The 16,569-nt window shown below is 40.5% G+C and carries 10 protein-coding genes; 7 read left to right on the forward strand and 3 right to left on the reverse strand.

The window, feature by feature from the left end; all coding sequences use genetic code 11:
• Nucleotides 1-17 precede the first annotated feature (17 nt).
• From hisS to ABTV71_RS02685, 5 genes are all read left to right on the forward strand, one after another.
• Nucleotides 18-1,400 (forward strand): histidine--tRNA ligase, encoded by a 1,383-nt coding sequence (gene hisS / locus ABTV71_RS02665; protein WP_433902196.1) that lies wholly within the window; start codon nt 18-20, stop codon nt 1,398-1,400.
• A 243-nt stretch (nt 1,401-1,643) separates the two neighbouring features.
• A complete protein-coding gene (pdhA, locus tag ABTV71_RS02670) occupies nt 1,644-2,639 on the forward strand; it encodes a pyruvate dehydrogenase (acetyl-transferring) E1 component subunit alpha (protein WP_120261760.1) in 996 nt (331 codons plus the stop codon).
• Between the two features lie 29 nt (nt 2,640-2,668).
• Entirely contained in the window at nt 2,669-4,300 is a 1,632-nt protein-coding gene (locus ABTV71_RS02675) for a dihydrolipoamide acetyltransferase family protein (protein WP_121124451.1), read from the forward strand.
• Between the two features lie 263 nt (nt 4,301-4,563).
• Nucleotides 4,564-5,754, forward strand: a complete 1,191-nt coding sequence (locus tag ABTV71_RS02680) for a serine hydrolase domain-containing protein (protein WP_121124452.1) — start codon at nt 4,564-4,566, stop codon at nt 5,752-5,754.
• A gap of 137 nt (nt 5,755-5,891) precedes the next feature.
• The gene (locus ABTV71_RS02685; RefSeq protein WP_121124453.1) at nt 5,892-6,251 is read left to right on the forward strand and encodes a CoA-binding protein; all 360 of its coding nucleotides are present in this window, start codon (nt 5,892-5,894) and stop codon (nt 6,249-6,251) included.
• On the opposite strand, the gene ABTV71_RS02690 is transcribed toward ABTV71_RS02685, so the two are convergent.
• The 3 genes from ABTV71_RS02690 to ABTV71_RS02700 all read right to left on the reverse strand — a co-directional run bounded on the left by ABTV71_RS02690 (nt 6,248) and on the right by ABTV71_RS02700 (nt 12,506).
• A complete protein-coding gene (locus ABTV71_RS02690; protein ID WP_121124454.1) occupies nt 6,248-7,498 on the reverse strand; it encodes an ROK family protein in 1,251 nt (416 codons plus the stop codon). The two genes, ABTV71_RS02685 and ABTV71_RS02690, sit on opposite strands and share 4 nt — an antisense overlap.
• Nucleotides 7,499-7,649: 151 nt before the next feature.
• On the reverse strand, nt 7,650-11,051 hold the full coding sequence (locus ABTV71_RS02695) for a family 16 glycoside hydrolase (protein ID WP_433902197.1): 3,402 nt from the start codon (nt 11,049-11,051) through the stop codon (nt 7,650-7,652).
• 186 nt (nt 11,052-11,237) lie between these two features.
• A complete protein-coding gene (locus tag ABTV71_RS02700) occupies nt 11,238-12,506 on the reverse strand; it encodes a Gfo/Idh/MocA family oxidoreductase (protein WP_121124456.1) in 1,269 nt (422 codons plus the stop codon).
• Between the two features lie 537 nt (nt 12,507-13,043).
• Here ABTV71_RS02700 and ABTV71_RS02705 point away from each other — a divergent pair.
• A complete protein-coding gene (locus ABTV71_RS02705) occupies nt 13,044-15,191 on the forward strand; it encodes a glycosyl hydrolase family 95 catalytic domain-containing protein (RefSeq protein WP_433902198.1) in 2,148 nt (715 codons plus the stop codon).
• Between the two features lie 44 nt (nt 15,192-15,235).
• Entirely contained in the window at nt 15,236-16,486 is a 1,251-nt protein-coding gene (locus tag ABTV71_RS02710; protein ID WP_121124458.1) for a glycoside hydrolase family 88 protein, read from the forward strand.
• The last annotated feature ends 83 nt before the right edge of the window (nt 16,487-16,569 follow it).

A 16,569-nucleotide genomic window follows, 5' to 3' on the forward strand; every position in this document is an offset into this window, starting at 1 on the left:
TATTAACTTTGCCGGATATGGCAACAGTAAAACCTTCCTTGGCGAAAGGAACCCGTGATTTTTCGCCTTCCGAAATGATCAAACGTAATTATATTTTTGACACATTGAAAGCTGTGTTTAAAAAATATGGTTACAATGAAATACAGACACCTTCATTTGAGAATTTAACGACCCTAACAGGTAAATACGGTGATGAAGGTGATAAATTGATCTTTAAGATCCTTAATTCCGGAGATTATTTGGCAAAAGCCCCAGATGGTCTACTTCATGATAAAAATTCAAATAAACTCATTCCACATATTAGTGAAAAAGCACTAAGATATGATCTGACGGTGCCTTTTGCACGTTACGTTGTGATGCATCAAAATGAGATCTCCTTACCATTTAAGCGGTTTCAAGTACAACCTGTCTGGCGTGCGGATCGTCCACAAAGAGGCCGTTACCGTGAATTTTACCAATGTGATGTTGATGTGGTGGGATCAGAAAGCTTGCTGAATGAAGCTGAATTTATTCTGATTTATCAAGAGGCTTTCGAACGTTTTGGACTGAAGGATTTTAATATTAAAATCAACAACCGGAAGATCCTTTCTGGTATCGCCGAAATTATCGGGAAGCCGGAGCTTATTGTCGATATGACTGTCGCCATTGATAAATTGGATAAAATTGGATTGGATGGGGTCAATAAAGAGCTGCTGGAAAGAGGTTTTACCGAAGCTGATCTGAATCTTTTGAAACCGATCATCTTATTGGAAGGTTCAAATAAGGAGAAACTTGCATCACTAAAATCTATCTTGGCGGATTCTTTGATTGGTTTAAAAGGCATAACTGAAATTGAGGAAGTCTTCGATTATATTACTAAGTTGAGCGGGGATACCACACTGTTGACCCATATTGTTGATCTGGATATTACCTTGGCGCGAGGTCTCAATTATTATACAGGCTGTATCTTTGAGGTGAAGACAAATGAAGTTGCCATGGGCAGTATAGGCGGTGGCGGACGCTACGATGACCTTACCGGGATGTTCGGTCTGAAGGACCTAACCGGTGTTGGTGTTTCTTTTGGAGCTGACCGTATATATGACGTCCTGGAGGAATTGAATTTATTTCCAGCAAACAAAGCAGATTCTACCAAGCTGTTGATTATCAATTTTGAGAAGCAACTTGAAACCTATACACTGAGTTTGCTCAATAAACTTCGCAAAGAAAATATTGCTGTTGAATTGTATGCTGCACCAGTGAAACTAAAAAAACAAATGGGCTATGCCGATGGAAAAGGGATTCCTTATGTCTTATTGGTCGGGGAAGAAGAAGTTTCTTCTGGTCAGTTATCGCTCAAGGACATGGAAAGCGGAGAACAGGTGAAGGTTACCGAAAATGAGCTTATCCAAAAACTTCGCTAGCAAATAATTTGTATAAAAAAGATAAAGCCAAATGATTATCAAGTCCTTTGGCTTTTTTATTTTCATAAGTTTTTGATTTATTTGGTTGTGCCATTCATTTATTTGTTAAAAAATGCTATATACTTTAAATCAAATGTCTTAGAAGTGTCTTAAAGTGTAAATAAAATTGATTTTTGACCAAGGAAATTCATCCAAAATTATTAGATTTGTAGTCTAGAATTGTAAGAAAATCAAAACTTTGAAATGAGTTCAACACCTATAACAAAAGAGACATATTTGGAGTGGTATAAGTCTATGTTACTTATGCGTAAGTTTGAAGAAAAAGCAGGTCAACTTTACGGACAGCAAAAGATTCGTGGTTTCTGTCACTTGTACATAGGACAAGAGGCAGTAGTCGCTGGAACGATGTCGGTAATTAAGCCTGAGGATTCTTTAATCACTGCTTATCGTGATCACGCCCACGCTTTGGCTAAAGGCGTTTCTGCAAATGCTTGTATGGCTGAATTATATGGAAAGATCACTGGTTGTTCGAAAGGTAAAGGAGGCTCTATGCACTTTTTTTCTAAAGAACATAAATTCATGGGTGGCCATGGTATTGTCGGTGGTCAGATTCCTTTAGGTGCTGGTATCGCATTTGCTGAGAAATACCTTGGTACAGATAATGTAAACATCTGTTATATGGGCGATGGGGCTGTACGTCAAGGTGCATTCAACGAAACACTAAACATGGCGATGCTTTGGAAACTACCTGTTATCTTCGTTTGTGAAAACAACGGTTATGCAATGGGTACTTCTGTACAGCGTACCACTAACATGCAAGACATTTACAAAATGGGATTAGGTTTTGATATGCCTTCAGCTCCTGTTGACGGTATGGATGTTGTTGCTGTACACAACGCAATGGACGAAGCTGTTCAACGTGCCCGTGCTGGCGAAGGACCTACATTCTTAGAAATCCGTACTTACCGTTACAAAGGACACTCTATGTCTGACCCTGCGAAATATCGTACGAAAGAGGAATTGGAAGCCTATAAAGATCGCGATCCATTATTAGCGACTAAACATGCTATTTTGGAAAACAAATATGCGGATGATGCTTGGTTTGCGGAGGTTGAAGCTGATGTGAAAAAAGTAGTTGATGAGTCTGTGAAATTTGCGGAGGAATCTCCTTATCCAACAGCGGACGAATTGTACAAAGATGTCTATGTACAACAAGACTATCCATTTATTTTAGATTAATACTCTTTAACTTGATAATATAATACAGAATGGCTGAAGTAGTAAGAATGCCGAAAATGAGCGATACAATGACCGAAGGGGTCATCGCAAAATGGCACAAAAAAGTTGGCGATAAAGTAAATTCTGGTGATTTAGTAGCTGAAATTGAAACAGATAAAGCTACAATGGACTTCGAGTCTTACCAAGAAGGTACTCTTTTATATATTGGCCCAAAAGAGGGTGAAGCAGTAGCGATCGATGCTGTTATCGCTGTTTTGGGTGAGCCCGGTGAAGATTTTCAGGCTTTGTTGAGCGGAGATGCTCCTGCAGCTGAAAAAGCGCCAGAAAAAACTGAAGAAAAAAAAACAGAAGAAGTTTCTGGTCCAGAATCTTCGGCTGACACAGTGACTCCTGAGGAATTGGGATGTACTGTGATCACAATGCCTTTGTTGAGTGATACCATGAAAGAAGGTGTTATTGCGCAATGGAATTTCAAAGTTGGTGACACGATTAAATCGGATGATGCTATTGCCGATGTAGAAACGGACAAAGCGACAATGGAAGTTACGGCTTATGCCGATGGTACGTTGTTATATGTTGGCCTTGAGGCCGGCGAAGCTGCAAAAGTAAATGATATTATTGCTATCGTTGGCCCTGCCGGAACTGATATCACACCTTTATTAAATCAAAAATCTGCTCCTGCGAAAGCAGAAACTGCGGAGGCTCCTAAAGCTGACTCGGCTCCGGCTGCAACTGCTGCGCCAGTTCCGTCCACTACTAGTGACGATTCACGTGTAAAAGCTTCTCCTTTGGCACGTAAGATCGCAAAGGAAAAAGGAATCAATTTGAGTGATATCAAAGGGTCAGCAGATGGTGGCCGTATCGTGAAAAAAGATGTTGAGTCCTTTGTTCCGACTGCAGCGAAAACAGCTGAAACTGCAGCTGCAGCAGCTCCGGCTACAGAAACAAAAGCAATTACTTTACCTACCTATGTTGGTGAAGAACGCTATACAGAAAAACCGGTCAATCAAATGCGTAAAACAATTGCGCGCCGTTTGGCTGAATCATTGTTCACTGCGCCGCATTTCTATTTGACAGTGTCTATCGATATGGACAATGCCATGGCTGCTCGTGCTCAAATTAATGAGATCGCACCAGTAAAGGTTTCTTTCAATGACATCGTCGTGAAAGCTGTCGCAGTAGCATTGAAAAAACATCCAGCTGTGAATTCTTCTTGGCAGGGAGATAAGATCCGTTTCAATGAGCATACAAACATTGGTGTTGCTATGGCTGTTGAAGATGGCTTGTTAGTTCCCGTAGTGCGTTTTGCTGATGGTAAATCATTATCTCACATCTCTGCTGAGGTGAAAGATTTTGCTCAAAAAGCGAAGGCTAAAAAATTACAACCAGCAGATTGGGAAGGTTCTACATTCACAGTTTCCAACTTGGGTATGTTTGGTATAGATGAGTTTACATCTATTATTAACTCTCCTGACGGAGCTATTCTTTCAGTAGGAGCTATCCAGGCAGTTCCGGTTGTGAAAAATGGTGCTGTAGTTCCCGGTAATATAATGAAAGTAACTTTGGGCTGTGACCACCGTGTGGTAGATGGCGCTACAGGGGCTGCATTCTTACAGACATTAAAAGCATTGGTAGAAAATCCAGTTCGGTTGTTAGCATAGATTTTTGATACCAATAAAATATTAGCCACTTTAGGAATAAAGTGGCTTTTTTTGTGCTAAAAATTCGTTTTTTTATACTAAAATCTTCATTTTAGCATTATTATATTTAAACTCGGTTCTTTATTGAAATTCAAAAAGAATACACAGAATGGAACGGGCATGAGATAATTGCGATGTATAAATCGTATGAAGACGAGGCGCAGATTTACCTTCGAGATAGGGGTAAACATAACATAAAATAGAAAATCCGGGAGATACAATACGTGAAATTATTTTTTTTAAAGGGAATGGTAGCTCTTTTGTTGGCATCTACAGTTGCCTGTAGTTCAAAAGAGAAAAAACAAAAAGAAGCGGCGATAGCACAGGCAAAAATAGATAGTACAAGACTTATTTACAACCCTCAGAATGCAGACCCCAATATTGATGCATTTATGAAAAACCTGCATTCGAGATCTGCATTTAACGGAAATGTGCTGGTGGCGAAGGATGGTAAAATTCTATATCAAAATACATTTGGCTGGGCCAACTACCTGAAACGTGATAGTTTGGATATTGATGATAAGTTCGAATTGGCGTCAGTCTCTAAACCTTTAACTGCTGTTGGTACATTGAAATTGGTCGAAGCAGGAAAATTACGCCTGGACCAGACAATTAATGATTTTTATCCAGATTTTCCTTATCCCGGTATTACGGTCAAAATGTTACTGACCCATCGGTCAGGCCTACCAAATTATGTCTATTTTTCAGAGAAACATTGGCCCGACCGCAAAAAAGGAATGACTAATCAGGATGTTATGAAAATGCTAACGGAGTTTAAGCCGAACAGATATGGCGCTCCCGGCGGACGGTTTTTCTATAATAATTCCAATTTTATGGTCTTAGGCGCTATTATCGAGAAGGTATCGAAACAGGATTATGCAACATATATGAAAGACAGTGTTTTCAATGTTGCCGGAATGACCAATACCGCTGCGCTGTCAAAAGCCGTATACGAAAAGATACCGACCAATGTCATTGGACATGATAAGATATGGCGTAGATCAGTGGTACAGAATTTTCAGGACGGCCCGTTGGGAGATAAGGGAATTTATAGTACAGTACGAGACCTTTACCGTTTTGATTTAGCGCTTCGTGATGGCCGTTTATTAAAACAATCGACGTTGGATTCGGCTTACCGTGGTTACCCTGATGCAAAAAAAGGTATTTTTAGCTATGGATATGGATGGCGAACTTTTGAACATGGGAACGACCATATTGTTTATCATACCGGATGGTGGCACGGTTTTCGTCACATCTATGTACGGGATCTGAAAAGAAATATTGTTATTGTTTTACTTTCGAATATGACAAATGGCAGTTTGGTGAAATTGGATGAGCTTTATAAAATTTTAGGAATGCCAGTTTTACGTAAGAATGCTTATAGCACTCATGGTGACTTTATTATTGATGAATAATTCTATGTTCATCCATAATAAAATGAATGCATAACTTTACTTTGGGCGTTGATAAGTTGATAACCGGATGCCGGATATAAAGAGGACGATAGGCAGGTTTTTAGAGATAAATCATTGATGAACAAAAAAGTATAAGGATGAAAAAGACGTTAATCTTAGGTGCCAGTACAAATCCTTCGCGCTATTCAAATAAAGCCGCGAATATGCTCCGTAAACACGGACATGATATTGTTAATATTGGTTTGAGCGGTGGAGAAGCGGCCGGTGTACCTATTGAAAAGAAAGGTGACATACATACTGATATTGACACGGTGACCATGTATCTTGGCGAACAGAATCAGAAAGAATATTATAACTATATTTTGGAGACCAAACCAAAGCGTATTATTTTTAATCCGGGTGCGGAAAATGCTGAACTGGAACAGCTGGCAATGGAAAATGGTATAAAAACTGAAAGAGCCTGTACTCTGGTATTGTTGAGTACAGGTCAGTTTTAGATTTTGGATTTCTGTTGCAATTCGACAGACAGATACTTTGTGATAAAATAGTTTGTCAAACCGATCGTGTTGCTGTCTAGATTCAGGCTTGATACTTTGATATCGCAATGTTCTTTTAAAATAGCCATCGTATATGAATTGATTGCCTGTTGTATAGGGATTGTAATTAACTCATTGGCTTTGGCAATTTTTCCTCCCAGTACAATTAATTCGGGATTGAGCAGCTGGATCAGGGAGGCAAACGCCTTCCCGAGGTTGGTGCCTAGTTTAGAAATTTGATTTATTGCGAATTGGTCGCCCTTATTAGCTGCTTCGATCACGTGCGTCGGTGTTAAGTGATCTAACTCTTCTTTCTGCAACTCATTGAGTTTGGTAAGCTCACCTTTCTCGATCTCCTGCTTTGCATTGTTGACCAAGGCAATTCCGGAGGCCACCGTTTCGAGACAGCCTCTTTTGCCACAATAACACAATTCGCCGTTATCAATAAATGGCATATGCCCTACCTCGCCCGAGTAACCGTCACGCCCGAGATAAACTTCGCCATTAGAAACTATTCCAAGACCTATTCCCCAATCCATTAGTATAATAAGACTATTCTTGGTGTTTTTGGCTAAACCGAATTTCAATTCCGCATACGCAGCACCCTTCACATCATTGAGTATGTATACGGGCTTTTGGTATTTGTCTTCGAAATATGCTGTGATAGATTGTGAAGCATCGTGTAAAAACGTTTCATTTGTTCCTTCCTCAGCATTGATTAGTCCAGGCATACTAATGATCAGTCCGGTTAGATTTTCGGTATCTACCGCTTTTTCCAGTAAATATTGGTCAATAATTTTTGTAATGTCATGAAGATTATCCGCGTTGCGGGATAACTCATTGTCCAGCTCAACAGTTTCAGCAACAATATTTTGATTATTGTCCATAATACTCAGTGTAATGGAGAAACGTTGAAGTTCTATACATAGTACTTGAAATAACCCGTCACATAGCCGATATAGGTTGGGTTTGCGACCACCGATGGATTCTCCCTTGTCAAATTGACGAACGATATTGTCTTCCAATAGTTCCGCAATCAGGCTGTTGACCGTTGGAAGGCTTAACGAAAGGTTTTTTACGATGTCGTTTACTGATACAGATCCTAATTCGGCTATTAATTTTATAATAGAAAGTTTATTGAATAGATTTTTCTTTTCAGGCTTGCTATCCAATTTTTTGTTAATCAATAGGTTTACGGCTTTAGTCATAAAACATCATATTTTGAATTAGAATCCCAGATCTTTAATTTAATAAAAGTTTTTGGAATCATTCTGTTATTTTTCTCACTTGTCAAACAAGCCGGTCTTTTAGCAAAAAGGGGATAAGATTCCTTATCCCCTTTTTCTGCACTTCAGGAAGTTATTTGAGTTTTTTAACTCGGATATCTTTGAAGAATACTTCAGTTCCATGGCCCAAGAAACCTATATGGCCACTTGTACGTTTTAAACCAGGGTGTTGTTTTCCATCCAGTGTTCCATTTTTACTCGCTTCAGCGATATCTGCATCAACAATAACGGTACCATTTAAAGTTACTTTAACACGATTGCCTTTTACATATATTTCTTCAGAATTCCACTCGCCCAATGGTTTTAAATGTCCTTTTTTGGCCGTTACCACGCCATAGATAGAACCGTGGTACTGGTAAGGTTTTAGGTCTTTATACACATCTGCACCGTCATCCAGTACTTGGATTTCCATAGCTTCATAAGCCGCATCTCCTTCTAATGGAGCACGAATCCCAACGCCATTGTTAGCTCCGGGAGTCAATTTGAAGTCAAAGCGATAAATAAAATCAGCATATTCTTCTTTTGTATATAAGTTGCCACCGAATTTTGCATTGGGATATACCCAGATATAACCTTCGTCATTTATTACATAAGCTTTGTTTTCAGTCCATTTGTCGAGATTTGTTCCATCAAATAGGACATCGAATCCTTCTTTTTTCTCTTGCTCACTTAGTTTAAAAACTTGTCTTCTGGGGAATTCTTTGATAAAGAGATCCCTATAGTAAACCACTGAACCATGAGCCTGCAGTTCAATCTGTTCTGTAGGGAAAATGGATTGATTTCTATCCCAGTAATTTTCAAGCGGGATATTATCGGTAACTAATTGACCATTTAACCAAACAGAGACATTTTCGCCCTGCATTTTAATTTTGAACGTATTCCATTCGCCCGTGGCATTGTCAGCCACTTTTAACGGTTTGCTTTCATTTTTTTGATTATTGTACAATCCTCCCGAACCGACTTGTGCACCGACTCTAGTGTTGGCAATATCCCAGATCTGAACTTGTGGTGTACCTCTCAAATAGATACCGGCATCACCCTCTATGCCACCATAGTTCTCCAATTTCCAGTCAACTAACATCTCGAAATCTCCGTATTGTTTTATTGTCGCCAGGTTATCTCCTTTTCCGCTAAAAACAATTTCGCCATTTGATGCTGACCAGCCTTTGCGCATGATGTCGTCTGCTTTGGCTTGTTCAGCTGCCAATGTTTTGGCATTCATTTTACTCCGTTTGATCGGATCAGCGACCAATCCCTTCCAACCACTTAGGTCTTTACCATTAAAAAGCGATACATAACCCTCTTTTATTGGCATTTCAGAAAGGTAACGAACTACGGCTTCTTTCAGGTAGCCACTCTCACTACCTGACAATTTACCTATGACCTGCTCTAAGACTTCCCTTACTTTGCTACCATAATATTTATTATCCATGGCTATGTTCATGGCGGTATTCGCAGCAGATTCGCCTAATTGTGGATCAGCCATTTTGTCCGCAGCAAAAATAAAAGCTTGATAGGTACCTGTTGGCTGCAGGGCTGCAAGTGCGGCTTTCTTCTGTTCTACTGTTTTTGCAACACTAAAAGCGTCGCGCAACAACAGTGTTTTCTGATCTGCAGTATTTGTCGAAGATGAAATGGATTTGATTAATCCTTTATAAACTGTATTGAATAAGTTTTCGTCTTTTTCCGTCCTGGATAATGATACCAGTTCGGGAAGGGCATTCGCAGATGACCAACTAGACAATGAGGTAATTGCTGCAGTCCTCAACTCCGGATTGTTATTATTCACGTAATTGCTAACTGCTTTTAAGGATTGGTCATCACCGAGTCCAGCAAAAATAGGAAAGTATTTTGAAGCACTAGGAGCTGCCGATTTTGAAATATTGGCAGCTAGTTTTCCTGTTAGTCCGTTGGCATTTGGGCTTGATTGGACGACATTGACAATCGCTTTTTGCAGTAAAGCGGCGGATTTCTGATCTGAGGTATTGTTCAGTCTATTGAAAAGTTCTTCGAGATCGGATTCCTGAGCGACATTAGGTAACGCTTTATTTATCGCTTCCTCAACGGAAGGGTTTGCTGTTTTGATTGCCAATACTGCTTTTGACGAAGCGCTATTGGAACGTTTACTCAATATATCCAGTAACTGAATTTTTTTGCTGTCATCAACAGTCGCAAGCGCGTTATTGACATCATTGATCACATTGGCGTCCTTGGAAGAAAGGATAAGTGCCTTAACAGAATTATTGAACTCTTGGTCCGCATCGAAGGCCTGAATTAAGGTATTGGTTTCTTTGCCCTGTGAAAGCGTGTTGATTGCGCTTAGTCCGGCCAATTTTGTGACTGGAGATGTCGCTTTGCCGACTAAGGCCTGGATTGCAGTTAAACTGCTTGCAGATCCGTTATGTGCAAGGTAATTTAGTACACTTTCCTGTACTTCTGGAGTACCTTTACTCGCTAAAGCGAGCAGGCTTTTGGCATCATTGCCTTTGCCATATTTGCCCAGCAATTGTAATGCGAGATTACGGTATGCGCCATTATCACTCTTTACGGCTGACAGCAGGTTTTTTTGTTGCTTTTTTGGATCGATGGCTGCCAATAGTTTCAACGAGGCAAATTGTCCGTTAATGGATTTTGCTTTTTGTGATTCCTGAAAGAATTTATTGAGGAATTTGACTGCGTCTTGATCATGCTTATTGTCGATCAGCGATTGCGCATAATCAATACCTAGTCCTACAGCATCAAATTTATCGTAGCTGTATGCCGCATCGTTTAATTTATTTTGAAATAAAGGCGCCGAAGCTGTACCGCCAATTTTACTGAGAGCGATCAACGCTGTGCGTTGGAAAGCATCTGAATTATATTTTTGCGTTAAATTTAAAATGGCATTTTCCGCATTGGTAACTTTTAAGTCACCTAATGCGGTAACGATGGCGATAGTAGTTTTTTCAGTCGTTGAGGCAGCTAGGGCTTTTTCCAGCGCCGCAGCGGACTCGCTGGTACGGATAGATACCAAAGTTCTTGCAGCTGCATCAGCGAGGTAATCGTTTGTTAAACAGTTTGCGACAGCAGGGACTGCGGAGTTGTCCGCACATTGGCGGAGTAAACGCAAAGCGAAAACTTGATTTGTAGGTTCGTTCAGTTGTGTGATAGATTTTGCTAAGCCTTCAACAAATATCTTTTTTTGCTGTTCTTTTCCGGGTTGATTGACATAAAAAGAATAGCTATTGGCAGCAAATTCAATAGGCGCATTATTACTTCCGGGAGCTTTTAGGCCTTTTAGGAAAGCAACGATGTCATCGGAAGTAAATCCTTCCAGTTCGTGCATGGCGAGTAGAAACTTTTCTTTTTCCTCTGCCGGTTGTTGGGCCAGTACGTCAGCTATTTTGGTAGCTGTGGTTCTATTTTGCGGTTGCTGGGCGTATGAAGCACTCGAGATGAGGAGTAATACAGCCAGCGAATTAAATATCTTTTTCATCCGTTTAAATCTGTTTTTCATTTGTGACGAAGCGATCAGATGTATTCATTTCCTTATGTAATTGAATAAATCATGATGGTTTCATTGAGATTTTTATCTTTTATCGGCATGAAGTATCATGGCGATTGCTATCCATCTGTTTTCTGATGTCTCTTTTGTTCATGATATTTCATCGGATTATAATTGTTAGATGGACCAAGGACCTCGCATTGGTTGGTGAATTAAACGGTTTGCCGCATCATCATCAATAAATTGCTCATTTTGAGAATCGTATTTCAATGAGCGGTTGAGACGAAGGGCTGCCAGTCCCATATTGACTAATGTACAGGAGCGATGTCCATTTATTTCATTGAGGGCAAATTTTTCGCGTGTCCGGACAGACTCCAAAAAGTCTGTAATCTGCGGAGCAGGCTCTGGATACTGCGCTAGTTTTCTTTCCAAATCTGGAATATCAGACGCAAAGCCTTTGTACAGTTTGCCTTTTGGACCTTCGATATAAGCTGCTTTTTCATCTTTGGCTTCGCCATCTAAAATGATCTGACAACCATCGGCGTAAGTAAACGTAATGCGTCTCCACGTACCCACCGCATCTGGGTGTTGCTGTGGTGCATCGACATCAACGGTCACCGGGCTTTCGTTGTCCTTACCGAGGAAATATTGCACGGGATCCATGTAATGTTGCCCCATATCACCTAATCCGCCCCCGTCATAATCCCAATATCCTCTAAAAGTAGTGTGTACACGGTGTTTGTTATATGGCTTATAAGGAGCGGGACCCAGCCAAAATTCGTAATCCAGCTCAGCCGGAACTTGTTCTTCGGGTAGGTTTTCTTTTCCCACCCAATAGAATTTCCAGTCAAACCCTGTATGCTTACTTATTGTCACTTTTAATGGCCAACCCAACATGCCTGTATCGACCAGTTTTTTGATTTTACTGACAGGAACATTCATTCCATAAAAATCGTCTTTGAAACGGAACCATGTATTTAAACGGAACATATTTCCATGCTGTGCTATCGCTTCTTTTACTTTCTTACCTTCACCGATGGTCCGTGTCATTGGTTTTTCACACCAGATATCTTTTCCTGCTTTAGCGGCTTCGATGGACATAAGACCATGCCAGTGTGGTGGCGTGGCAATGTGGACAATGTCTACTTCAGGAGATTTGATTAATTCTCTGAAATCGTGGTATTCTTTTACACCGCCCCCCAAGTCGTTTTGCGCTGCCGCAAGATGGCTTTTGTCAACGTCACAAATGGCAACTGTTTTTGTCCCGGCATAGCCGAAATGTCCACGGCCCATATTTCCGACGCCAATTACTCCTTTAGTTAGATGATCACTTGGAGCAAGATAGCCCTGGCCTCCAAGTACAAAACGTGGTACAATAGAAAATGCTGCAGCACCTACCACTGATTTTTTAATGAAATCACGCCTTGATGAATTCTGTTCTTTCATGTTGGTTGGATTAGTTGTTTTATAATTGATCCTTTTAGGCTGTTAAAATAACTGCAATTGGATATTGAACCTAAAAATAGATAAAAAACTGTTAAATATAAACTGATAACTAAAATTTTACGTATTGTTTCTTCTCGTTTTATGAAAAAATAATAAAAGAGCGGTTCTATAATCATTTCTTTCGTATATGGCGTTTGATTCTATTGCGGAAAAAGTAAATTTAGTAACAGAATTGTTACGTAACTACTCCCGAATGAATTCCCTGCCGAAAAGCCTAGATTTTGTGGACACAGTCTGGCGCGCCCAGTTGTATATCTGAGTATTTGACCGTTTTTGGTAGGGACGAAATGATTTTTGGCCCCATATTGATGCCCGAATCGTATGCTTAGTTTGAATTTATACCGCTGACACCAGAAAAAAATTAACGGATTTGCTAATGGGAACCTGAGAAGTCACTTAATCGTTTTCGTAAATCAAGCTTGATTATACTTAGATAATACGGCATCTTTATGGAGCCTTGTAAAGAGGAAAACCGATATGATGAGACCGAGAACACTATTATTAATCCTTATTTATATCATAACCCTACAGATGCTAGGGTTTGGGCAATTTAAGGTTGCTCCGCTCGGAAATACCATATATGAGGGGGTATTCACGGGTAACGGTCTATTGGGGACCATGACTTACCTGTCCGGGGAAAAGTCAGTGCGGGTTGACATTGGCCGAACAGATGTATATGACCATCGCGCCAATTCAGCTGATAAACTGTTTGATAAAGCCCGTCTGTCTCTAGGCTATTTCAATCTGGATTTGAGCTGTACGATCGAACAGGCCAAAGGAGATATCTATTTGAAGGATGCATATGCTGTGGCGACGATTGTGACCGATCAGGGATCAATCAAAGTAAGGACCACAACGCTCTCTAATGCTAACATTATTTTATTGGAGGTGTTAAAAAAGAATTTCAAAGGAAGGTATACGTTCAATTGGATTGCCGATTCCGCAATCAGTCCGCGCATGAAGTTTAACTACACCCCAAAACCCAAGGCTTACCTTCCCAATCCAACCGGAACCGACGGACAAGAGGGCCAGATAAAATTCTATGAACAACCCTTGACAGCAGGTGGCGGTTATACGACTGCTTACTTATTGCGTTCGTCCAAAGATCTTGATACCTATGTGATCACAGTCGGCTACAGTCAGGCTGGAAAAGACTTTACCAGAAAAACACTTGACTATCTCCAGAAATTTGATGCAGGGAAGATCAATGCCAGTCTGAAGGAGCATCGTCAATGGTGGACAGACTATTTTAAAGCATCTACGCTTGAATTGCCGGATCCAATCTACCAAGGTTTCTACGATATGCAATTGTATAAGCTCGCGAGTGCCACGCGCTCGGATAAACCAGCCATGGATCTGCAAGGTCCTTGGACAAGCGCTACGCCTTGGCCTGCTTATTGGCTTAATCTGAATATGCAGCTTGCTTATTCACCGACTTTTAAAGCAAATCATTTGGATATCTCCACATCCCTAATACGGATGATCGACCAGAATAAAGACAATTTGCGTTTAAATGTCCCGGAGCCCTATCGTTATAATAGTATCGCCATAGGCCGATCATCGGGACCGGATTTATGGAGCCCCGTGTTACTGCAGAAAGGCGTCTCCCTGGAAAAAGCTTCTGATGGTGATAAAGAGCTTGGCAATCTGGTGTGGCTACTGCATAGCTACTATCAGTATTATCGGGCAACATTGTCGCAAGAAGTATACGATCGTCTCTTTTCACTTTTGAAGGAAGCGGTCAACTACCATTTGCATCTAATGGAAAAAGATGCAACGGGAAAATACCACATCGCTGTTAAAACTTATTCACCTGAATATGCTAAGGGATTTGCTTACAATACAAATTATGATCTGTCTATTTTAAAGTGGGGGTTAAAGACGCTCTTGGAACTGGACGATGAGCGTGGGGGTAACGATCCACTTCATGCTGTATGGGAGGATGTGTTAACCCATCTGGTTGAATATCCACAAAACAGTGATGGTTTTATGATTGCCAAAGACGTACCCTATGATGAATCACATCGCCATTATTCGCATCTTATGATGATTTATCCTTTTTATGATGTGAACTGGGATCAAAGGGAGAATAGGAGACTGATCGAAAAATCCATCGCGCATTGGCAGAGCAAAAAGCAATGGCTCCAAGGCTATTCATTTACGGGTGCTGCTTCCATGTATGCAATGATGGGGCGTGGCGATGCTGCTTTAGCTTCATTGGATGTTTTGTTGAACAAATATATCAAACCGAATACCTTATATGCAGAAAGTGGTCCTGTGATCGAAACTCCGCTGGCAGCCATGGCAAGTATACAGGAATTGTGCCTACAATATTGGAACGGAATATTACGCATATTTCCGGCAGTTCCAAACAGATGGAAAGATGTTTCGTTCAGTCACTTTTTGGTGGATGGAGGCTATTTGATTTCAGCACGACGACAAAACGGAGCCACAGTAGCCGTTGAGATTAAAAGTCAATATGGAGGATCATTAAAACTCAGGCTTGATATAGTGAACCCATCCGTTCAAATACTTGGAAAAGGACAGTACACGAAAAAAGCGGATGGGTTGATCCTATTAGAACTCGATAAAGGTGCCATAGCTGCTATCCGTGAAAATAAATAGTGCGAAGACTTAAAAATCAATAACGTAAAAAGGGAATATAAATAATGAGACTAGAAAAGCAAATCTTAATGATTGTATGGGCTGCTTTGGGAACAAGCAGTCTGGCCCAGGGGCAAACGGAAAAATTGAACCTGTCGAAAGAGTTTATTCAGCAGCAACTTGACGGCGCTGCCAAGCAGATAAAGGTTTTGGATAAAGAAACGCCAAAGGATAAATTTCCAAAAACATTTGAAAATGGGAAGGAGGTTTTTTCGTCATCGAGTTGGTGGTGTTCCGGATTCTATCCCGGTACTTTATTTTATTTATATGAAGGAACCAAAGATCAGGAACTGCTGCGGAAAGCTGAAGATAAATTGACCTATCTGGAGAAGGAAAAAAATAATAAGGGGACGCATGATCTGGGCTTTATGCTGTTCTGTAGTTTTGGAAATGCCCTTCGGTTGACCGGAAATACACAGAAATACGAACCGGTTTTAACGACAGGGGCCAATTCATTGGCATCGCGTTATAGTCCGAAGACAAAAACTATCCGTTCGTGGGATCACGGGGCCTGGGACTATCCCGTCATTATAGACAATATGATGAACCTGGAGTTTTTGACACAGGTCTCTAAAGTAACAGGTGATAAGAAGTATTATGATATTGCGGTCACGCATGCCGAAACGACGCTAAAAAATCATTTTCGAAAAGATTATAGTTCGTATCATGTGATAGATTATGATAAAAATACGGGTAAGGTCCGATCTAAAAAAACACATCAGGGTGCTTTTGATGAGTCTGCATGGTCGCGTGGCCAAGGTTGGGCTTTATATGGTTACACGATGATGTACCGTGAAACAAAGAAGAAGGAATTTTTAAAGCAGGCGCAACAGATAGCGAAATATATCCTTGACAATCCAAACTTACCCTCAGATCTGATTCCTTACTGGGACTTTGACAAGGATAAGATCGCTTCATCTGATAAAATGTATCCGAATAAAGATCTAAGAGACGTTTCTGCTGCTGCGTTGTATGCTTCGGCCTTACTGGAACTTTCGCAATATACTAAAGGCAGTGAGTCGGCACTTTACCTCAACAAGGGCGAGACAATAATTAAAAATCTATCGCAAGCACCTTATCTGGCTCCATACGGACAAAATGGAGGCTATATTCTTCAGCACAGTGTTGGTGCTTTACCCTTGAATTCAGAAGTGGATGTGCCTTTGACCTACGCTGATTACTATTATGTAGAAGCATTGGTGCGCTATAAAAGATTGTTGGCGGGTGAGCCAATAATTAAAGAAATTGCAAAATAAATATATATATATCACAAAATAAAGAAGCCATATTTTTAGCATAAAATGTGGCTTCTTTATTTTAACAATCCCTGTTTAAGTAA

The sequence above is a fragment of the Sphingobacterium puteale genome (assembly GCF_050986225.1).
GTDB classification, from domain to species: domain Bacteria; phylum Bacteroidota; class Bacteroidia; order Sphingobacteriales; family Sphingobacteriaceae; genus Sphingobacterium; species Sphingobacterium puteale.

What these genes read in the sequence shown, in the direction of transcription:
- hisS (WP_433902196.1), top strand. Translation starts at nt 18, where the DNA reads ATGGCAACAGTAAAACCTTCCTTGGCGAAAGGAACCCGTGATTTTTCG.
- pdhA (WP_120261760.1), top strand. Translation starts at nt 1,644, where the DNA reads ATGAGTTCAACACCTATAACAAAAGAGACATATTTGGAGTGGTATAAG.
- ABTV71_RS02675 (WP_121124451.1), top strand. Translation starts at nt 2,669, where the DNA reads ATGGCTGAAGTAGTAAGAATGCCGAAAATGAGCGATACAATGACCGAA.
- ABTV71_RS02685 (WP_121124453.1), top strand. Translation starts at nt 5,892, where the DNA reads ATGAAAAAGACGTTAATCTTAGGTGCCAGTACAAATCCTTCGCGCTAT.
- ABTV71_RS02690 (WP_121124454.1), bottom strand. Translation starts at nt 7,498, where the DNA reads ATGACTAAAGCCGTAAACCTATTGATTAACAAAAAATTGGATAGCAAG.
- ABTV71_RS02695 (WP_433902197.1), bottom strand. Translation starts at nt 11,051, where the DNA reads ATGAAAAAGATATTTAATTCGCTGGCTGTATTACTCCTCATCTCGAGT.
- ABTV71_RS02700 (WP_121124456.1), bottom strand. Translation starts at nt 12,506, where the DNA reads ATGAAAGAACAGAATTCATCAAGGCGTGATTTCATTAAAAAATCAGTG.
- ABTV71_RS02705 (WP_433902198.1), top strand. Translation starts at nt 13,044, where the DNA reads ATGATGAGACCGAGAACACTATTATTAATCCTTATTTATATCATAACC.
- ABTV71_RS02710 (WP_121124458.1), top strand. Translation starts at nt 15,236, where the DNA reads ATGAGACTAGAAAAGCAAATCTTAATGATTGTATGGGCTGCTTTGGGA.